The organism is Pseudanabaena mucicola FACHB-723, from assembly GCF_014696385.1.
Classification (GTDB): domain Bacteria; phylum Cyanobacteriota; class Cyanobacteriia; order Pseudanabaenales; family Pseudanabaenaceae; genus Pseudanabaena.
The window spans coordinates 1-20,598 of sequence record NZ_JACJQB010000038.1; the positions used below are offsets into that span (position 1 = coordinate 1).

16 protein-coding genes are annotated in these 20,598 nt (G+C 43.5%); 14 read left to right on the forward strand and 2 right to left on the reverse strand.

Annotated elements, in window-relative coordinates; genetic code table 11:
* The 10 genes from H6F41_RS14750 to H6F41_RS14795 all read left to right on the forward strand — a co-directional run.
* Positions 1–2,741, forward strand: a 2,741-nt coding sequence (locus tag H6F41_RS14750; RefSeq protein ID WP_190404231.1) for a hypothetical protein, incomplete at its 5' end; no start/stop codon positions are given.
* Positions 2,742–2,791: 50 nt separating this feature from the next.
* Positions 2,792–3,241 carry a CIS tube protein gene (locus H6F41_RS14755; protein ID WP_190404232.1) on the forward strand — a complete coding sequence of 150 codons (450 nt, stop codon included), beginning with the start codon at positions 2,792–2,794 and terminating at the stop codon, positions 3,239–3,241.
* A 47-nt stretch (positions 3,242–3,288) separates the two neighbouring features.
* Positions 3,289–5,244, forward strand: coding sequence for a VgrG-related protein (locus H6F41_RS14760; RefSeq protein WP_190404233.1), 1,956 nt, complete (start codon positions 3,289–3,291; stop codon positions 5,242–5,244).
* A gap of 66 nt (positions 5,245–5,310) precedes the next feature.
* Positions 5,311–5,703 carry a DUF4280 domain-containing protein gene (locus H6F41_RS14765; protein WP_190404234.1) on the forward strand — a complete coding sequence of 131 codons (393 nt, stop codon included), beginning with the start codon at positions 5,311–5,313 and terminating at the stop codon, positions 5,701–5,703.
* Between the two features lie 41 nt (positions 5,704–5,744).
* Complete coding sequence (locus H6F41_RS14770) at positions 5,745–6,143, forward strand: GPW/gp25 family protein (protein ID WP_190404235.1); 399 nt, start codon at positions 5,745–5,747, stop codon at positions 6,141–6,143.
* A 170-nt stretch (positions 6,144–6,313) separates the two neighbouring features.
* On the forward strand, positions 6,314–8,527 hold the full coding sequence (locus H6F41_RS14775) for a putative baseplate assembly protein (RefSeq protein ID WP_190404236.1): 2,214 nt from the start codon (positions 6,314–6,316) through the stop codon (positions 8,525–8,527).
* Between the two features lie 3 nt (positions 8,528–8,530).
* Complete coding sequence (locus H6F41_RS14780) at positions 8,531–9,622, forward strand: phage tail protein (protein WP_190404237.1); 1,092 nt, start codon at positions 8,531–8,533, stop codon at positions 9,620–9,622.
* 26 nt (positions 9,623–9,648) lie between these two features.
* Positions 9,649–11,103, forward strand: coding sequence for a hypothetical protein (locus H6F41_RS14785; protein ID WP_190404238.1), 1,455 nt, complete (start codon positions 9,649–9,651; stop codon positions 11,101–11,103).
* Between the two features lie 87 nt (positions 11,104–11,190).
* Complete coding sequence (locus H6F41_RS14790; protein WP_190404239.1) at positions 11,191–12,573, forward strand: PDC sensor domain-containing protein; 1,383 nt, start codon at positions 11,191–11,193, stop codon at positions 12,571–12,573.
* Positions 12,574–12,730: 157 nt separating this feature from the next.
* Positions 12,731–14,917 carry a WD40 repeat domain-containing protein gene (locus H6F41_RS14795; protein WP_190404240.1) on the forward strand — a complete coding sequence of 729 codons (2,187 nt, stop codon included), beginning with the start codon at positions 12,731–12,733 and terminating at the stop codon, positions 14,915–14,917.
* A 49-nt stretch (positions 14,918–14,966) separates the two neighbouring features.
* On the opposite strand, the gene H6F41_RS14800 is transcribed toward H6F41_RS14795, so the two are convergent.
* A complete protein-coding gene (locus H6F41_RS14800) occupies positions 14,967–15,356 on the reverse strand; it encodes an ArsR/SmtB family transcription factor (RefSeq protein ID WP_190404241.1) in 390 nt (129 codons plus the stop codon).
* A gap of 125 nt (positions 15,357–15,481) precedes the next feature.
* Between H6F41_RS14800 and H6F41_RS14805 the strand changes: the two genes are divergently transcribed.
* From H6F41_RS14805 to feoB, 4 genes are all read left to right on the forward strand, one after another.
* Entirely contained in the window at positions 15,482–16,213 is a 732-nt protein-coding gene (locus H6F41_RS14805; protein WP_190404242.1) for a hypothetical protein, read from the forward strand.
* 22 nt (positions 16,214–16,235) lie between these two features.
* Positions 16,236–17,189, forward strand: coding sequence for a tyrosine-type recombinase/integrase (locus tag H6F41_RS14810; RefSeq protein WP_190404243.1), 954 nt, complete (start codon positions 16,236–16,238; stop codon positions 17,187–17,189).
* 233 nt (positions 17,190–17,422) lie between these two features.
* Positions 17,423–17,680 (forward strand): FeoA family protein, encoded by a 258-nt coding sequence (locus tag H6F41_RS14815; RefSeq protein WP_242023058.1) that lies wholly within the window; start codon positions 17,423–17,425, stop codon positions 17,678–17,680.
* Entirely contained in the window at positions 17,677–19,470 is a 1,794-nt protein-coding gene (gene feoB / locus H6F41_RS14820; RefSeq protein ID WP_190404244.1) for a ferrous iron transport protein B, read from the forward strand. Before H6F41_RS14815 ends, feoB begins: the two co-directional genes overlap by 4 nt.
* On the opposite strand, the gene H6F41_RS14825 is transcribed toward feoB, so the two are convergent.
* Positions 19,467–20,477 carry a peptidoglycan recognition protein family protein gene (locus H6F41_RS14825; RefSeq protein WP_190404245.1) on the reverse strand — a complete coding sequence of 337 codons (1,011 nt, stop codon included), beginning with the start codon at positions 20,475–20,477 and terminating at the stop codon, positions 19,467–19,469. The genes feoB and H6F41_RS14825 overlap by 4 nt on opposite strands.
* Between the last annotated feature and the right edge of the window lie 121 nt (positions 20,478–20,598).

The following is a 20,598-nucleotide window of genomic DNA, read 5'->3' on the forward strand; positions in this document are numbered from 1 at the left end:
ATGATAATCCGCTTATAAGAAATGATGTCACACAGATTTCAGTCTCTTCAGATTTAAATGACTCTAATAGTGCTAGTAGTAATTATGAACAAATCCAAAGATTTTCCAATCTTTCAAATAAGGATACAGATCTGAGCATAGATCCTCTTAGAGCTAGCAATCAACAAGTACAGAGACAAACTGATTCATTAAATTCTAGTGACACCTCTACAATTACACCTGTACAAACGTCAAACTTTGAATTATCTGAAGATATTGTAGAGCCGCAAGACATCTCCATAATTCAGAGAGAGATTGATATAGCACCTATTGAATCCACAGATACGATATTATCGACAGCTTCAATAGATGCTATCAAAGATGTTACCGATATTGTCAACAATAATTTACCAGAGATCCAGAGAACATCTGAAGAATCTAGCTCTGAAGCCCAAACCAATGAGACTTCATTGAATAACTCTAACGAGATTCGCCAAGAACAAACATCATCTTTTATAGATGAAAGTTCTCAAAATCAGCTTAATACACAAGATATTCAAAGAAAGATAGAGTCATCAGCATCTATATCAACTCAGCATCTGCCAAATCAAATCAATCAGAGCAATATAGATCAAACAATCTCTAGCTTATCCACTAATAATATTCAACCAATTCAGCCATCTGCTAACAACGTTAGTAACTTTACAAATGATTCTACTGAGATTATTCCCAAAGATAGTTCCATAATTGCAGAGAATGATGATTTATTTCATGGATCTGGTGCTGATATCACTGAACCTTCTTCAGTGGAAAGTATACAGAGACAGCTTAATTTATCAGAGTCAGATAATATTCTGCAAAGTAATGAAGTTCCACAAATACAACAACAGATACAGCAGCAGAATGATTTGTCCCAGCAAAATGTTGATCTAGCAACTAATAATGTTCCAGAGCTGCAAAGAATGTCTGAGGATAAGCCAGTTACTGCTCAGAAGATTGAGCAAAGCAGTAAAGTGTCATTAGTCCAGCGATTTCAAGATATTGCTAAGTCTGCTATAGGTAATATCTTTGCCGATCGCAGTTCCAAAGAACAACAAACTACCACACCTGTTGCTGAACCTATTAACCCACAAATTCAACGTTTTGATATACAAAATCAAAATACTGATAGTCCTGATGTAGATACTGCTACAGGCATTGAGCCAAGTATTCCAAATCAGATATTACAGAGACAATCCATGAATGATGATTTATCTCCTATCAATGCTTCAAATAGAGAGAGTGTTTTGGATAATCAAGATGTTCAGATGCAGGGTCAGCCTGAAAATTTGACAATTAATCCAGAGACGATCACTGAATCATCAGCAGTTTTTTCTAATATTGATATTATATCGTCAACTATAAGCGATCCTGTCCAACGACAAGCTGATATCGTTAATGATACTTCACAGCCCCAAAATAATACTCTGATTACATTTGATCGTCAGGAAATAACTACATCATCGCAGGATTACCAAAACTCTGAGTACTTGGAAAACAGATCACAAACTGTTAGTCCGATTCAGCGAGAACCAGATCTTTCTATTGAAAATATTTCAGAGATTAATCAAATTGATTCTTTGCAGAGATCATCACAATCTACTTCTGTAAATGATATTTCTCAGCCTCAGAATAAATCACAGATGCAGTCAATTGATGACTCATCAACTGTAGATAACTTAAACAACAATAATTTAAATAGCAATGTTGATATGGGGATAGAGGCTATCAATCAATCTCCAACAATTCAAAGAAAAGATAATTTAGTAAACTTAACTGCTATAGATGTCGATGATGTGAATGGTAGTATCGATCAGATCGAAAAGAGCGAAAGCGTAATCACTACACCGACCCCCAATATATCAACGCCTGATAATGTTCAGTCAGTCCAAAATGTAATTCAACGATCACCGCAGTCATCAAATGAAATCGATGCTAGTAGTGAGCTTGATCTAGGAATTAGCGAAAATCCTAAAATTATTCAGATGATGACTGATCCCGATCGCAAAACTGAGGATCTACAACTGCCCACGGCGATTACCAACCTTGCTCAGACTGCATACCTAGGTAATTTCTCAACTCTAACCCCATCAGTACCGCCCCAGAGTGTAATGCGATCGCAAATTGATCGCCCTAGCCCCAGCAATCCAACAAGTAGTATCACCAATCGCATTCAAGCAAAGTCTGAGCCTAGCACCTCAAATAGCAACAGTAATAATAGTGAAAGTAACTCTATGGGCTGGTCAAATATTTCAGAATTACTAGCAAACTTGCCGCCGACAACTAGCAACACAACCACAAGCTCTCTCAATCAACAAACAAATCGCGATCGCAGTTCTTTAGCGATCCAACGCGATCTAGCGTCTATCAACTCTAGCAGTCAAACCACTATCCAAAGAGCAACAGACAAAACTAATAATACTAGCGATCAGGAACTATACTTAACGCCAACAGGACTACAAAAAGAAAATCCCAATAGAGCGAATAACTTAGCCAATGTAATTCAACCTGCTCGAGATTATCCGCAAAACGATAATTTACCCCAAGCAACAGTTACAGTGCAACGTAGCCAAGAGCAAGGCGGTCAATCCGATCAAGATGAGGTCAACTTTGATCAGAATCTAGAAATTCTGGCTCAAGAAATATATATTTTGTTAAAGAAACGTCTAGAGATCGACAAAGAGCGTCAAGGAGGGCGATATCAAGGAAGATTGCCTTGGTAGCAGGTTTTAGTTTCAATTGGGACTTAACAACATTTTGAGGAAAATCGGTTATGACCGCAGGCCCATTAGTCAAAGCAATGCTCACCACCACCGATGCAGGTGCAGCCGCTATCAACTTTCAGTTCAACCCCACCGAGCTACAGTTTCAGCGTTCCGTCAGCCTCAACCGCTCCGCAGGGGCGCGGACTGACTCAGGCTTGCCTAAAGTTACCTTTGCCTATCCCGAACCAGTTAGTCTATCGCTCAGCAATCTCACCTTTGACACCTACGAGACAGGCACAAGCGTACTGACCCTCATCGAGCCAATTATTAAAGCCACTGACTTTACAGGCAGTCTCGAACGTCCCCCTGTCTATGTCTTTGCATGGGGACAAACTCAATATTTAAAATGCTTTGTCAAATCTGTGAGCTATAAACTAACCATGTTTCTAGCCGATGGTACGCCCGTACGTGCAATCGTCGATATGTCTCTAGAGGAAGTTGATAGCACGCAACTCTAAACATCTCTTGCCCCTCATTTTCTCCTATCCTCCTCATACAATTTCCCATGCCAGCCTCTTACATCCCAAAAGTTTTACTGCAAATTGATGGCAATCCTGCCTCCGCAGCTTTGCTTAACGACATCCTCCAAATATCCGTCGAAGAAAGCCTACATCGCCCTGGAATGTTTACCCTGATTATTAATAATGACTATTTTCCAGGGGGGACGGTTACGGCATGGCAACACCAATCTTTATTTGCGATCGGTAAAAAAATCAAAATCGGCTTTACTTCTAGCACCACTGAAGATCCTGATTTTGCAGCAGCAGTAACGGGATATGTCTTAGAAGGAGAAATTACTGCAATTGAGACAGAACTCAATGAGCAATCGCAAGCACCAATTATTATTCGAGGTTATGACATCTCCCATCGCCTCCACCGAGGACGTTATAACCGTTCTTTCCAAAATATGACAGATAGCGATATTGTGTCGCAAATTATCGGCGAGGTGGGAATCGCATCTGGAACAATCAACGCAACTAGTGTTGTTCATGAATATGTCTTTCAAGAGAATCAGACCAACATGGAGTTTTTGCAAGAGCGGGCAGCTCGCAACGGTTTTGAGTTATATGTTCAAGATGGGAAGTTAAACTTTCGCGCTCCGACGCAGAGCCAAGCCCTAAATTTGAAGTGGCTAGAAGATATCCATAGCTTTCGGGTCAGAGTTACCAGCGCAGAACAAGTTAGTTCAGTGGAAGTCAGAGGATGGGATTACAGCACCAAGCGAGCGATTATCTCGACAGCAGCTACAGAGTCGGTCGTGACCACGACTGACAGTGGCAAAGGGAGTGCCAGCAGCACCAAATTTAGTATTCAACCCAAGATGATTGTGGTTGATCAGCCTGTCTTTAGTGCGTCCGAGTCCACGAAAATTGCCCAAGCACTATGTAATGAGCTAGGCGGTGAGTTTGTGACGGCTGACGCAAAAAGTGAAGGTAATCCTCAAATTAGGGCAGGAAAATTAGTTTCTTTACAAGATATTGGCACTTATAGTGGTAGTTACTACGTTACCGAGACACAGCATATTTTCCAAGAACGCGGATACTTTACCCATTTTAGTGTGCGGGGTCTGCGAGGTGGCAATCTATTCGATATGTTGTCAGCCAAAACCCATCTCCAACCAGGACAAACCATGCTGGTGGGAATAGTAACCAATAACAACGATCCTAAAAAATGGGGCAGGGTTAGAGTTAAGTTTCCCACGCTCACAGAAGATCATGAAAGTAATTGGGCAAGAGTTGTCAGTGCTGGTGCTGGGCCAGGCAGAGGTTTTGATTGTTTGCCCGAAGTTAATGACGAAGTTTTAGTTGCCTTTGAACATGGTGACATCCATCGTCCCTATGTGATAGGCGGTGTTTGGAATGGCACTGATGCACCGCCTGACATAACAACTAACACTGTAGTTGCAGGTAAAGTCCGTCTTCGTACATTTAAGACTCGTGTTGGTCATAAACTCCAGTTTGTAGAAGAAGATAAAGACACCAAAAAGGGAGTTTATCTAAATACTATTGATGGTCACCATTTGCGAATGAATGACAGTGATAAGTTTGCCGAGATGGAAACAACTGGAGGGCATAAATACCGTGCTGATGACTCTAATAAAACCATCAGCTTAACTTCTACTGGCGATATCACCGTCAAGTCAGGCACATCTGGCACAACTAAGAAAATTACTGTTAATGGTGGGGAAATTGCTCTTACAGGTGCACAAAAAATCACTCTCACATCAGGTGGAAGCACCATCGAAATTACTCCTAGTGGTATTAGCCTTAAAACAAGTGGCACACTGAGTATTCAAGCAGCTTCCATTAGCGCTCAATCTAGTGGTGGACTGAGTGCTACTGCTGGTGGTGCAGTGAGCGCTAGCTCAGGCTCTACTATTAGTTTAAGTGCCGGAGCAGCGGTGAATATTAGTGGATCGGCATCCGTAGGCATCACGGGTGGAGTGATTCGCCTGAATTAAGAACAGAATTATCAATATTTCATGACATTTAAGTAGGTCAAAAATTAGGATTTAGGAGAATCAGATATGGCTCAACAAGTAGTGGCAGGTGCAGCATTGCAATGTAGTTTCGGCGTTACTCCAAGCGCTTTAATTGTGATTCCTAAAGGTCCTCCAGTCATGGCAGGTGGCCCTCCCGCCGCCTCAATTATGGACTTTGCCCCGATCGCAAATATTCCACCCTTCGGCATGTGTAACTCAGCCGCCAATCCTATGGTAATTGCTGCTACTGCCGCCGCTTTGGGAGTATTTACACCAATGCCTTGTGTCCCCGTTACGGTTGCACCTTGGGTACCTGGTTCCCCTAATGTGTTAGTTAATAACTTTCCCGCCCTCAGCAGCACCTCAAAATGTATGTGTGCATGGGGAGGCGTAATTTCGATTAACTTTGCAGGTCAAATACAAACGCAAGTCCCCTAAAACCTAGAAAGCCAAACCTAAAAAATGATCCTGCAACAACTATGAATAATTTAGAGAATGACTATTTGGGTAGAGGGATTTCTTTTCCTCTGCGGATCAATGTCCAAGGTGAATTAAAAACTGATGGTGGCGATCGCAATTTAGAGGAATCGATTGCCACCATCTTGAATACAAAGTTGGGGGAGAGGGTATACCGTCCAAACTTTGGTTGCCGAATCGCAGATTTGACCTTTGCACCAATGAATCCACAGACAATCTTACTAGCCAGAATCTATGTGGAGGAAGCCTTAAACCGTTGGGAACCAAGGATTAAGGTGGTCGGAGTTTATGCTGAGCCTGATCCGATTAAAGGAAGATTGGATATCAAAATTGTTTATCAAATTAAGGGTAGCCCTGACCGCCGTAGTATGGTTTATCCATTTTATTTACAGCCCGCCTAATGCCTTAAAATCGAAGGATTAGATGTTGCGGTGTTTTGCGCCGCAACATCTAATCCTTCGTTGGAAAGGGAATAGCTAAATTTTCTAAAACAATTTGGTATTTACTCAAGATTGGTAAGGATAGCTTGTAAAATCTGGTTATCGCAAAATTCACTAAAGGGCATTGTGTAATGACACAAGAGTTCAATTTTCTTCCCAATTTGCCAAAATCAGATCTTGATGATCGCACCTTTGCCGAATTAGTGAATGAGTGTCTCCTAAGAATTCCTCGCTATTGCCCTGAATGGACAAACTATAACCCTAGTGATCCGGGGGTGACGCTAATCGAGCTATTTGCTTGGTTAAACGATCAAATGCTGACAAGGTTTAACCAAGTACCAAGGCGCAATTATGTTGCTTTTTTAGAATTATTAGGAATTCGCCTTCAGCCTCCAGCACCCGCCCAAACTGAAGTAACATTCTATCTTAGTGCTGCTTTACCTGAAGACTACACGATTCCTGTAGGTAGTGAAGTGGCGACATTAAGGACAGAAGATGAACAAGCAATCGTATTTAGCACCGATCGCAATCTTGTAATTGGCAATCCGAAGATTATAAATCTCCTCGCCGCCCCAAGGGCAGAGGAAAGACCTGAATTTTTGCGCGATCTCCTCATGGATGTGTGGACGGAAAATCGTGAAAATGGATGGTCAGGACAAGCTATCGATCTATTTAGTGATCCACCTCAACCGAATAATTGCTTTTATGTGGTGTTTGATGGCGAACAAGCGATTGATGGCAATGTGATTGCTCTAAATTTAAAGGGAGAATCAGCAACGAGTACAGGGATTAATCCCAATAATCCGCCTCGTTTTTGGGAAGCATGGGACGGGGTGGCGTGGCAGCCTGTATTACTCAAGGAAAGTGATGATCGCACAAGGGGATTTAGTTTTAGTGAACTGATCAATGAAGGGGTAAGTCCCTTGCAGGGGGCAGAGATCATTTTGCATCTGCCACTGACATGGAGTGTAACCCAGTTTTCTACCTATCGAGGACGCTGGTTGCGCTGTAGCTATGTCGAACCAACCCCCAATCAATCGGGCTATAGCCAATCTCCACAGATTATTGGCATCGGTGCACAGTCAGTTGGCGGCAAGGTAACGGCGACCCAGTGCTATGCAATCACTAATGAAGTGCTTGGGGAGAGTAACGGTAATGCAGGTCAGGTCTTTCAGTTGTTAAATAGTCCTATATTGCCACGTCAAGAAGATGAGTATTTGCTGATCACTCCACCCGTTGGACTGCCTCAAATCTGGCAGGAGGTGGCAGACTTTTCCGAATCTACCCCTAATGATTTGCATTATGTAATTGATTCCACTTCGGGCAATGTGCAGTTTGGACCTTTTGTGCAATCACCTAATTATCAGAGTTTGCACACGTTACAGCGCTTAAAGCTTCAGGGTGAACCGATGCAAAGGGTACTAGCGGATGCTAACAGTGCGATCGCAATTAATGCGAAGGCAACGGGTACGCAATATGGAGCTGTGCCACCCAAAGGCGCGATTATTCAAATGGTGAAATATCGCACGGGCGGAGGGTTCCGCGGCAATGTGCAACGCAACAGTCTCCGCATTGCCAAGACTGCTATTCCCTATGTGGCAAGTTTAACGAACCATATTTCTGCAAGTAATGGTGTTGATGCCGAGTCCCTTGATGATGTGGCGGTGCGTGTTCCTAAAATTTTGCGAACTCGCGATCGCGCCATCACCCAGTCGGATTTTGAATATCTGACGCTGATGGCAGGTGAGGGAGCCGTAGCAAGAGTGCTGTGTGCTTCTAGTAAGCGTAAGGAAGATGCAGGGATCGTCAAATTGTTAGTAGTTCCCAAGGTGCGTACCGAAAGTATTGATGAAGGTCAAGGTATGCCCCCCGACCGCTTCTTTTTGCCCCCATCCCTTTGCGATCGCATTCTTGACTACCTTGACGAACGCAAAATGTTAGGAGTCCAGATTCAACTAGAGCAACCTGAATATGTAGGTGTATGCGTACAGACAGAAATAGCCCTTGAGTCTACCTATACTAATCCACAGGTGCAGCAAGAGATTGTCAGACAACTTAAGGTGATGCTCTATCGCTTTCTCAACCCGATTACGGGGGGATTGCGGGGAGAGGGTTGGGAGTTTGGTCGTCCTGTATATGCTTCCGATATCGTCAAATTGTTACAAAATTTTCAAGGGGTACGCTTTTTGGGTACAGTACAACTGTTTGAGGTGCGCTATGAAAATGGCGAATGGATCAGAAAACTTTCTCCCCAGCCCATGATTGCGCCCAGTTCTTCAGGTTTGCTCTGTTCTTGGCGCAGTCCGCGATTGCGATCTAGCCATGTTATCAATGTTGTCAATTAAGTTATGACTCAAAAAAGTAAACTGCAAGCGCTGAGTATTCGCCTCATCTCCATGAAGTCTCCTGAAGCTAATGAAGAGACTCTAGCGAGTGCAGATAGCTTTAGCAATGCCAAGGAGCAGTATTCGCAGCATTCACCAGAATTGCGATCGCAGCCCATCAACTGTAAATTGCTAATCAATCCCGATGAACCGAGCGAGATCGTTGTTAAGCTCAAAAATTCCAGCAATCGCTCCCTCCTAACAAACCTACAGGTAGAGGGAGATTTTCCATCAGAATGGTTGCGAATTGGGATGGAAGGGCATGAGTTACCGCCCCATTCAGAAATGGAAGCGGTACTTTATTTTCAAGTACCTAAGGACTTTTTTGAGAGACCAGAAGCAATTGTTCAAGGACAACCTCTTAAAATCAATTACCAAGGACAATTACAGATCTATGGTGGCTACATCAATAGCAGTGCAGCAGATGCACCAGAAAACGGTTTAGTTCCATCGCCCAAATTAGACCTATTCGATATTGAAACTTTCCATCTATATGTGCGCCCCCAGAGTCTATATTTAGACTTTCTGCCCGACATTTATCGTGAAGTGGACTTTGTGGGGCGAATGCTCAAAATATTTGAGGAATGTCTAGAACCCGATGTCAATATTCTCAACTCACTCTGGGCTTACCTTGACCCCATGCTTGCCCCCGAAGAAATGTTACCGTTTTTAGCCCATTGGGTTGGCTGGGAAATTGAACCGATCCTTGGTCTTGAGCGACAACGCTATTTAATTAAACAAGCAATGCAGATCTATCGTTGGCGCGGCACTCGCAGAGGGCTACGCTTTTACATTCATCTATTTACAGGTCTACCCCTCGATGAGAATTTGCCCGAAGCGGAAAAACACATCAGTTTTTTTGAAGTTAAAGGACGTGGCTTTGTGCTTGGGGAAGCGAGCCTTGGGCTAAATGCTTCTGCGGGTGGCGGCAAACCATTTCATTTTGTAGTGAGGATTCGTAACGATTTGCAAAATAGCCTTGATATCCCCCTAATTCATCGGATCATCGAACGAGAAAAGCCTGTGTTTTGTACCTATGACCTAGAAATTGTCTAGATTACCTTCATAATTATCTAAATTGTATGAACGATTTCCCCTATCCCCAAATTCAGCCCTTTGAAAGGTTACAGGTCTCTGATGGCTTGATGATCAACAGTGAACGCTGGCGACTCGCCCATGAATATCATCAACAACGCCAGAACGTTCAATATCAATCCCTGTTCTTACCCGGAATTATTTGTGGGCTAGGGGTTGTCCCTATTCAAGCTCCTGCGGATTTACCCGCCAAGTTTCGAGATGGGCGGTGGGTGCAAATTCAACCAGGAATGGCGATCGATCTGCAAGGTAACTTTATTGTTGTGCCGACTCCGCTTGACTTTCGGATTTCCAGCACTGCTTATGATACTGATATCGCCACAGTCTATTTGGTACTCAGCTATGTTGACCCAGCTAAACTGAAACGCGCCAGCAGCAATGAGGTTTTAGTCGAAACCTTTCGCGTCAATGAAAAGACGGACTTACCCCTTGATACGGATATCGAGATTTGTCGAATTGCGATCGCAGAAGGACAGTTAGAGATTCAAAAATCCCCTAATGTGTTTGCGCCTGCTGTCTCGCAATTGGATATGCGGCATCGCATCCAAGCACAATTACGTCCACAGAACTGTATAAGGGTCGCCCATTTTCAAGAATCTCAAAATTTGCCCGCTCAGCAAACTGCGATCGCAATTAGCACGCACCTGCAATCCCTTGGTCAATCTCTCCCCAGTCTTGCACCACAGCTCAGGTTGATTAACCCGATTGCTAACCTAGATATTCATGGAGAATTAACCCTCGCTCAACTTCGCAATTACCATCTCCTTTACCTCAGCTATAGCCAAGCTTTGGCTCTCAATGACTCTACCCAATTAGCATTAAGAGAATATGCTGCCATCGGTGGCGCAATCTTAATTGAAGTAGCAATTCACGACCATGCCTTAAAAAATCTTCTAGAGATTTATTATGAATTACGCAGCGCCCATCAACGGCTCAAAAAAACCATTCAATCGCAATTGGATCGACAACAACAGTCCGATCAATCGCTGATCATGCAGGAATTAGAATCTGAATTAGATGCGATTAGGGACGAAATCAACAACGCGACACAAGACATTCTTAATCCACTAAGGGAACGTTTACCCCTAGGTAACCAGTTACAGTCTTTCTCAGATCTTCCTACTCAACATCCCCTCCGTAGTCAACCATTCCTATTACCGCAACTGTCAGGAATCATCGAACAGCCAATGCAGATTATGGGTAATGACGCTGTTATCATCATTTTTGGAGAATTATCGCCAGTCTGGAGCGGTGAATCCCCACAAGATTTATCGAGATCCACGATCCGCAACTGTCAAGAATTGGGCATAAACATTCTCAACTATGCCGCGCAACGGTGGGAAATCCATCAATCCATGCAGATCAATCCCCAATATCAAATGGAACTAGCCACCACCAGCGATCAGAGGCGAATTACCAATATGGTTGATACAGCTCCATAGCGGAGATCTCTCCAGTCATAAACTATCTCCATTAAATTATTTCTCGCAACTATCTCCATCATTTTCTACATCTAGGGTATCCATACTATGGCATCAATTCGACAGGTTGTTCCCCTTGTGCTTAGCATCCAAATCACCGTCGCAGTTGGTTTGACTGGCTTAATTTCCTTCTTTGGCAGCGAAAAAGCAGTGCAGAAGTTAACCCGCCAACTTTGCAATAACTTAAACTATCGCGTTGAACTTAAGGTCAGTGATTATCTCAAGGAGTCCATGCGAATTAATCAATCTTTGGCAACCGCCTTGAGCAATGGCAGCGTTGATCCTAACGATATTCGTCAAGTCCAAGAAGAGATATTTAATACGGTGCGCGAACTCAATGCCCAAAACATTCTCTTTTATGGTAATGAAGATGGAACTATGGTCGGCATTGAACGACAAAACCCAAACAATCAGGACTCTGAATTTTTATTACGCATCCGTGAAGATAAAAATGGTGAAAACCGTCCCACCTATGAACTCAGTCGTAATGGGGTCAGGGGTAAGTTAGTTAAAAATGAGATCTATGATCATCGCCCCAGACCTTGGTATGTAGCTGCTAAAGATTCAGGCAAACCGATTTGGAGTTCCATTTTTGTTAGCACCACTGACAACGAATTAACCACCACCAAAGCCACACCCATCTATACCGCTAGTGGCAGTTTGCAAGGAGTCGTCGGCATCAATATTTCACTCAAGCAAATCAAGGAGTTTATGCTGCAAACTCGCCCTAGCGATCAGTGGCATGTCTTTTTAGCTGAAGGAAATGGCAAGCTTGTCGCCACAACTTCAGAATTGCCAATCTTTGAGGTTAATGGAACTTCAGTGAATCGTTTTGATATATCTCAAAGTAAAGATGCCAATCTGCAAAATGCTGGCTTAGCAATTCAACAGCAACTAGGAGGATTTGAGAAGCTAGAAGACTTACAGGTGGTTGAATTTGATTCTAATGGCGAGAAATATATTCTGAGTACACAGCGATTAGGGAAGAATTTGGAATTAGATTGGTCGGTGGGAATTATTGTACCTAAGTCAATTTTCATGCAAGAAATTGACACCAATAACCGTTTCACTTTGATCATTATCATCACCATGTTGGGCGCAAATATTCTCATCGGGCTTGCTATTTCGGCATGGCTATTAAAACCGATCAAAAATCTGATGACAGCTGCCAAAGAAATCGAAGAGGAATCCTTCGATCCTGAAGAGCTAGCGACAGTAGCTCAGCGCAAAGATGAGCTTGGACAGATGGCAAGAGTGTTTCAAGAGATGGGCAGTACCGTTGTGGCACGACAAAACGGCATGAAGAGTCAATTAATCAAGCTGCGCGAGGAAAAGGATGAAGCCAAAAAAGTTGCGATCGCATCACAACTAGGACAGACAAATTCTTTACAAACTATTTTAAATCGGGCTAGAGCCGCCCGTAGTAAATGATTGCCCTTACCCCTAGCCCCTCTTCCAAAAGGGGAGAGGGGAACCAGAAAAATCAGTCTTGCTCTCCTCTCCTCTAGGGAGAGGGGGCTGGGGGGTGAGGGGCTTAGAATGTTCCACGCAACATTAAGTATTTAATCAAAGATAGGAGAATAGAACCATGTCAGCAAATCAAATTGGTTTAGAAATACCGCAAAAGGAATTAAATTTTAAAATTGGCTCTACCAAAAATTCTTTTCCTGTGGTTGTTGTTAATGATAGTAATCAATTTGCAAGCTTTCAGGTCGAGTTAGTAGCTGCTGGCGCAGATACCCAAGATGTTGGCTATGAATGGTATACGATTTCCCCAGATGTTAGTGTCAAGATTCCCCCAGGGGACTTAGTGGAGTTTGTAGTTTCTATTATTGAAACACCCATCTCAGGGTTTACGGGGATGATGAATATTACAGTGCGAGCTTTTTCGATCGAGTTGCGAGAAGAGAACCGTGAAGTATTACGCATCAATCTCCAAGAGGGGGCAGGGCGTTCCATCTTAAAGGCAGAAATACCTTCTCAAAAGCTACAGGTCATCCCCCTTGATGATCTGGAAATTCCGATCTTAATTACTAATCCTAGTCAACAAAATACTAACGTCACTCTGCGGTGTCTCGATTTACCTGATTCTTGGTTTCCTAAAGGAAATACCCAACAGTTTACGGTCAAAGCAGGGATGCAGTTTCGCACCGCTTTTATTTGCACTTTGCCCTTTAATGAGGATGCGATCGCAAAATCCTATCCCCTCACCATCGATATTGTCCATACCAATGGCTTACCTTCGCAATTAAAATCTAACGTTGAGGTACTGCCCAAGGGTGATTTAACCGTTATTTGTGAGCCCAAATTACAAACTATCCCCTCCAAGCGCCCATGGAAATTATGGTGGAAAATATGGCAAGCATCCCCTGCTATATTTGGCTTAACAGCAGTCAATAACAGTAATCTATCGCAAACCATTAATTTCGATCTAGAGAATGTGAACTCTAGTGATTACGAAGATTTTTCCTTTGAAATTTCACCCAATGATGCAGAGATTACTCCCTTTGGTAAAACTGAACTTCAGCTTCGGGTGGACAAAGCTCGCCCTTGGCTGGGTAAAGTCAACAAGCTAAATCTGTTAGTCAAGGCTAATTGGCAAGATACGCGGGTGAATACGATTGATGAAGTGCAAACAATTGAAGTCGTTGTCAAACCATTCATACCTCTATTTTGGGCAATCCTGACACTAGTCATCCTGTTCTTATTACTGGGCTGGTTATCAAATTTCAACCCCAACAATCCATTTCCCGCGCATCAGGGAGCAGTCACTTCCGTGCGGTTCGATGGCACTGGCAATCGAGCGATGAGTAGTTCTAATGACCGCACAATTAGGCTCTGGGATGTGGGTGGATTCTCTAATCCCTTTGAAGGTTTTGACCGTGGTACTGTCACCGAAGCTCCTAAAGCAATTCGGACTGTCCAATATCGTCCTGTACAGAATGATTTGGTTGCCCTCGGTCTAGAAAATGGCGAAATTCAGATTTTGGACTATCAAGCCAAAAATAAACAGCCGATTGCCACCTTTATCAATCAAGCTGATGATCGGGTGTTTGGGCTAGAGTATACCCTCGATGCCCGCACTCTGTTTAGTGGACATGGGAGTGGCACAGTGTTGCGATGGGATTTGCAAAATCTATTTACCAATCCACCCACACAGCCCAGTCAAGTCAAGAAGTTTGACTTTGCGATCAATGCGATCGCAATGGTGGGACAGGACGACAGCACCCTTGCGATCGCAGGTCGATTTAATCAATTAGTGCTGTGGAATTGGCGCAACGATACGGTCAAAACTATTGAATATCCCAACAGGGGCGGACAGGATGATTACATTCAAAGTATTGCCGTACCCGATCGCAACCACAATTTATTAGCAACTGGCGACAATCAAGGCTATATGACGGTTTGGGATCTGCGTTCCTGTTTATCAAACAATTTACAAAGCAATCGCCCTTGCCAATTAGTAGATGCTTGGAAAGAGGCTCATGGTGGTAAACCTGTACGAGCGATCGCCTTTAGCTCTCAGGGCTGCAATTTGGTCAGTGGTGGCGACGATGGACAAACAAAACTATGGACATTCAATACTTTTGGTAAGCGCATTAATGATCTTAATGGCAAAAGTTTAGCGAACTCGCAAGCCTCTATCAGTGCCGTTGATATCCATCTAGATGCTAAGGATATCTTGACCATTAGCGGTACGACCGAAGGCAGAATTCTTGCCCGTAGAACTGCCCAAGTTGCGGGTCTAAGCTGTGATCCATCTTCTAATAGATAAAGGCGGCGCGAAACACTGCCTTTATCTATTGGAGTTTTGCATAGAGAAATCAGGCATGGGTTTTGGCTTTGGTCTTGGTACTCTTGGTGATCGCAGGTACTGAGCGACGTAAAACATCTAATTGCTTGAGTTGTTGCGACTGTTCTTCCAGACGTAATGATAGACGGTTGCCCACCAATTCACAGAGATCAAAAATGAATGGCTCAACAATCTCATAATAAACGCTGACCCCTTGTGGTGTGCGCGAAACAATACCTGCCTGAGCTAGTATTTTTAAATGCTTAGAAACATTAGCTTGACCTAGTCCTGTTTCTTCCATGATTTCCGTAACATTCTTAGAGCTAGTCTTGAGCGAACATAACACTTGCAACCGACTCAGCTCTGACAACACTTTAAAGTAGTCAGCGACCTGAGTTAAGGCAGAAGAATTTAGTGACATAATATTGCAGAAATTGATTTGAATATTTGATTTGAATATTGAGTATACATAACTATATACCCATCATACTTTATTTCTAGTATATTGCCATATAGTAATACGCCATATTATCCAACAAGACCAAGATGCAGGCTAAACCACCAAACCCAATGCGAACTGGCGCAGCCGTTTCCGCAACTGTCGCGATCGTGGCGACAGTTGTTATGTTTTTGCCGAGTCTGCTGGAAATGGACGGCATGGAGGGGGGATTTGCGATCGCATTTATCGCCCTATTTATCGCCATCACCGCCGCCGTCGTCACCGTATTTTTCTGGGGGAATGCCAAAGCTCTTGATCAACTGCTCCAAGGTAGAAATCTCCTTGCCCATTGGACTTATACCGAAACCGAATGGGAACGCTATATCGCCACCGAACAACAGGAACAAGTGGCAGAAAAATCGCAACTATTGCTCATCGTCGGCGTTTGGTCACTGCTAATTGGTGGCGGCTTCTGGATATTTGATCCAGAGGCAGGGGGAGTTGTATTTTTAGTACTGTTGACGCTAATGGTGCTATTAACAATCGTCACCTATGGGCTACCGCTCCTATTTACCAAACGTCATCGCTTTCAAATAAGCGAAGCTTGGATTGGCAATACTGCGATCTATTTCTGTGATAATTTCGTACGCTGGAATTATTGGAAAACAAGACTAGAGCAAGTAGACCTCTGGGCAGAAGATGGGAACAGTTGTGAATGTTTGTGCTTTTACGTCAGTTATCCTTCACGGGCTGGGCGACAAATCCAAACTATTCGCATCCCCATTCCCCAAGGACATAAATTGGAAGCGGATGCACTGCTTGAGCATTTTTCGAGCTAATCATCGCTAGAGAGGTATAAATATGCAAAATCGTCCTGTTCCTGAGCCAGTCTTAATTTTGTATGGAAATGAAACAACAGCACAGGCAAAATCTCTCGATCTGCGTCAAGCCCGCATTGATGAATTTCTTGATTCTCGATCTTTGCAACCCAAAAGTCGCCGCGCCTATCAAGCGGATCTAAAAATATTTATGGATTGGTGTGAATTGCCTTGGACAGAGGTGAGTCGCCGCAAAGTTACCCAATTTAAAAACTTTTTGATTCGTGAACGGCAATTAGCACTGAGTTCAGTTAATCGGGTCTTACAAACCCTCAAGTCCTTTTATCGCTGGCTATTACTGTCAGAATATGTCAGCGCTGACCCCACAATTGGCATTCAATTAGAACGATTGCCTGAATCGGTATCCAAGGACTTGGATGATGATGAAGTCATCCGCATTTATGCAGCGATTGAGTTAAGTAAATTCCCAGAACGCGATCGCGCTATATTTACGGTGTTGTTGCACGGCTTGCGTGGCGAAGAACTATGTAATTTGAATATTGAGAATTACTGTGAAAGAGAATTAGTCATACCGATTGCGAAATGGGATAGCAAAGGAGAAGTTCCTTTAACTAAGTTGGGATTGCAGCATTTAGATGAATATTTGGCTTGGCGCACCTACAGAGGTGATGAGCTATTACCTGGATCACCTCTGTTTATCTCCTTATCGAATCGTAACTATGGCAAGCGGCTCACCTATTGGGGGGTACGTCATGTGATGGATGATCTCGCCGAAAAAACAGGAATTGATTTGCATTCCCATCGCGGCAGACATACTTTTGCTACAAATTTGATTGTCAAGTATGAGCTAGATCCATCATTGGCGATGGAGTTGACGCGCCACCGTGACATAAAAAGTTTTAAACGCTACACCAATCGCAAAAATAAAGTGGCAGCGAAACGCGCTTTCCTCAAGGCAGTAGACAAACTAGAGTAAAGTCTGCCCACCTAAAATAAGTGGCGGTAGCTATATAACAATTCTCATGCTTGCTGGTGAGTTACAGACAAGGGGCTTAAGCCCCTTCTTCAGCTAGAGCTAGTACCTTACTAGACTGAAAACCGCTACATAAGCAAAATTTTTTTTGCTACATGCAGTACAAAAAAATTAAATTTTTATTGAATAAAATTAGTTTATTATTGAGAATAATAGTCAATATTTAAGCATAGTTAATGCCCAAACCAATGCCTAACTCCCACCTTGCCGACCTCCAAGCTGGAGAATCAGCCACAATCGTCACCATTGATGTCGATCCATACCTCCAGCCCCGACTCAATGCCCTTGGATTTCGTCAAGGGCAAACTATTCACATGCTAAGACGTGGATGGATGCGGGGGCCGTTACATGTGCAGGTGGGGATGACTGAAGTGATGCTGCGCTGTTGTGATGCTCGTCATATTGAGGTCACAAGTGTTGGTGCAAGTGCATGATGCAAATTGCAGTTTTGGGAATGCCAAATACAGGTAAATCAACTTTTTTTAACCGCTTTACTGGTTCCCATGCCCATATTGGTAACTGGCCGGGCATTACTGTCGATCTGATGATGGCGGAAGTTAAGTTGGGTAATGAGTTAACGGAGGTTATTGATTTACCAGGAATCTATGACTTACGCGGCTTTTCTGAAGATGAAGCCGTAGTCAGATCTTTTCTTGAAAAAACTCCCCTTAATTTAGTCCTAATTATTCTCAATACTACTCAGATTGATCGGCAGATGATTTTGCCATTGCAGATCAAGAAATTAGGGATACCTGCGGTATTACTGCTAAATATGGCGGATGAAGCGAGTCGGTTTGGGGTGAAGGTACAGCCTGATTTATTGTCGCAAAGACTGGAAATGCCTGTGCTATCAATTAGTGCCAAGTATGGGATGGGCTATCAATCTGCGATCGCAAAAATTACGACATTACTCCAACAGCATCCTGATTTAGTGAAGGTAGAAGGACTAGAACAGAATTTACTCAATGATCAGCAACTTACCCAAGAGCTAAAACAAATCCTAGAGGGTGCGGTGGATATGCCCCTCCGCCTTACGGATCAATGGACTAATCGCCTCGATCGCATATTGCTACATCCATTTTTGGGGTTGCCACTGTTCTTTGGAGCAATGTATCTTGTATTTCAAGCCATCTATGCGATCGGCACACCGTTACAAGAGCTGATGAATCAGGGCTTGGATTGGTTGAAAATATCGGCTCTAGAGCCTTTGCTCTCACCTTTACCAACTTTCATCAAGGGATTCTTAATAGATGGCATTTATGTTGGTATCAGCACCGTTGCCGCATTTCTGCCCGTCATTTTCCTGTTTTTCCTATTTATGGCAATTGTCGAAGATAGTGGCTATCTATCACGAGCCGCCTTTTTGATGGATGCAATGATGGAACGTCTGGGATTAGATGGGCGTTCCTTTGTAATGTCACTCATGGGTTTTGGCTGTAATGTCCCTGCAATTTTGGGAACAAGGGTGATGCGATCGCAAGGGTTACGAATGCTATCGATGTTGATCATTCCCTTTTCCCTTTGTTCCGCAAGGTTAAACGTATTCCTCTTTATGGCGACAGCCTTGTTTGCCCCCGAACATTCCTCCAAAGTCATCTTTAGCCTCTATCTATTCAGTTTTGCCGCCGCCTTGCTCACTGCCGCCATTTTTAAGGGCAAGTTTCCTAGTCAAGAGCCTTTAATGCTGGAACTACCGCCCTATCGCTTCCCAACCTTCAAGCAGATTTTGGTGAGGGCATGGTGTGAGGTCAAACATTTCTGGATTTGGTCGCGCAAATTTATTATTTTTGGAGTGGTGGCAATCTGGTTATTAAACAACCTACCGACCAATGTACCAACCGCTAGTTCCCAAACTTTGTCAGGAATCATCGGGCAAACATTACAGCCGCTATTTGCTCCCTTAGGAATCAATCCACAACTTACCGTCGCTTTATTTTTTGGATTTATCGCCAAAGAAATTGTCTTAGGAGGACTAGCAGTAATTTATGGTCAAGCCGAAGATGGCAACTTAGCAAATGCAATCGCCCAGCAGATTGATTGGGTACAAGCCTATAGTTTTATGCTCTTTACCTTGCTCTATGTGCCTTGTCTCTCCACCATTGCCGTGATCAAGAGCGAGTCAAAAAGCATCAAATTTGCGATGCTATCGGTATTTTGGTCACTGGCGCTAGCATGGATCACGAGCTTTGTTTTTTACCAAGGAGCAAGAGCGCTAGGCTTTTAAGGTGTGAGAGCTGCGCAGCCAATCGCAATTTCTTTAGTGCGCGGATATTCACTAAGCAACTTTTGGAATAGGGCATTATTAAAGCTGCGTGGGTCGATACGTGAGCCAGAGCGATCGACATCACGATGGGTCGTAATCCGCTCTAGGGGAACATCAGTCTTTGCCACTAGCCATGCTAGAGATTGATATTGCAAATCAGTATAGCCGCCGTGGGTGCGTCCATTGTGAATACCATTGGCAGGGGTTTCTAAGGAAATATGATAGGCAAAGTTGTTCACTGAACTAGGATATTTAGGATTAGTTTGAATCGCTTCCTTAGCATTGCCACTCACAAATACAGAATTTCCTGCGCCAAAGGCACGTTTGTCGGGTGGCACAAAGTAAATCACCGTACCATCTAGGGCAATCATTGTATGGTAACTGGCTTGATTGTCTTCATTACTTTGAAAAGCTTGGAAATAGTTGATCACACTATTCGCAGAACCAACAGTTTCATGGAGAACGATAATCGGCTGGAGATTTGCAGGATTTCCTTTTAAGTCTGAGAGGTAGCGATCGCCATAGTTAGAATTTGCTGCTAGGGCAATCACTTCACGGGGACTATAGGCAGGTTGCTTAGGTGCAGCAGCAGGGAGCTTTTCCTTTGTAGTTGGCTCGGCAACTGCTTCCATCTCTGGATCTCCAACGGGCTTAGCAACTGGATCTAGAACTGGGAAAGGTTTGCGAAATCGCTCTAAGGAAATGGGAATCTGTGTCAGCTTGGCTGGTAAAGAAGGATTAGCTGGCGGTTTCACTTCACAACCTGCGACGGGAGCAAAATTGTTGATTTCTGGAGAGAAGTTGATCGTCTGTGAGACGCGATTAGGTTTCACGGGCGCGTTTTTAGGACGGGCTTCAGCCAAACTCAAGTCAGGAATATTTTGAGTCCGAGCGGATTCGCCAAAGACGATCAAAATCACTAATGTCACACAGAAAATTGCGATCGCAACAAATTTTTTGGTCGGCATGGCTAGTGTTGTGAGTGTAATTCTGAGCAGATCATATCTCAAACAGACTGTTTGCCGTAACTCGTAACATTGTTCATTTGTTTTTCATGCGAGAATATCGGCACGCAAATTTAGGTGGTAA

Bases quoted from the DNA above. Each gene is read 5' to 3' on its own strand.
- H6F41_RS14755 (WP_190404232.1), top strand. From the start codon at position 2,792: ATGACCGCAGGCCCATTAGTCAAAGCAATGCTCACCACCACCGATGCA.
- H6F41_RS14760 (WP_190404233.1), top strand. From the start codon at position 3,289: ATGCCAGCCTCTTACATCCCAAAAGTTTTACTGCAAATTGATGGCAAT.
- H6F41_RS14765 (WP_190404234.1), top strand. From the start codon at position 5,311: ATGGCTCAACAAGTAGTGGCAGGTGCAGCATTGCAATGTAGTTTCGGC.
- H6F41_RS14770 (WP_190404235.1), top strand. From the start codon at position 5,745: ATGAATAATTTAGAGAATGACTATTTGGGTAGAGGGATTTCTTTTCCT.
- H6F41_RS14775 (WP_190404236.1), top strand. From the start codon at position 6,314: ATGACACAAGAGTTCAATTTTCTTCCCAATTTGCCAAAATCAGATCTT.
- H6F41_RS14780 (WP_190404237.1), top strand. From the start codon at position 8,531: ATGACTCAAAAAAGTAAACTGCAAGCGCTGAGTATTCGCCTCATCTCC.
- H6F41_RS14785 (WP_190404238.1), top strand. From the start codon at position 9,649: ATGAACGATTTCCCCTATCCCCAAATTCAGCCCTTTGAAAGGTTACAG.
- H6F41_RS14790 (WP_190404239.1), top strand. From the start codon at position 11,191: ATGGCATCAATTCGACAGGTTGTTCCCCTTGTGCTTAGCATCCAAATC.
- H6F41_RS14795 (WP_190404240.1), top strand. From the start codon at position 12,731: ATGTCAGCAAATCAAATTGGTTTAGAAATACCGCAAAAGGAATTAAAT.
- H6F41_RS14800 (WP_190404241.1), bottom strand. From the start codon at position 15,356: ATGTCACTAAATTCTTCTGCCTTAACTCAGGTCGCTGACTACTTTAAA.
- H6F41_RS14805 (WP_190404242.1), top strand. From the start codon at position 15,482: ATGCAGGCTAAACCACCAAACCCAATGCGAACTGGCGCAGCCGTTTCC.
- H6F41_RS14810 (WP_190404243.1), top strand. From the start codon at position 16,236: ATGCAAAATCGTCCTGTTCCTGAGCCAGTCTTAATTTTGTATGGAAAT.
- H6F41_RS14815 (WP_242023058.1), top strand. From the start codon at position 17,423: ATGCCCAAACCAATGCCTAACTCCCACCTTGCCGACCTCCAAGCTGGA.
- feoB (WP_190404244.1), top strand. From the start codon at position 17,677: ATGATGCAAATTGCAGTTTTGGGAATGCCAAATACAGGTAAATCAACT.
- H6F41_RS14825 (WP_190404245.1), bottom strand. From the start codon at position 20,477: ATGCCGACCAAAAAATTTGTTGCGATCGCAATTTTCTGTGTGACATTA.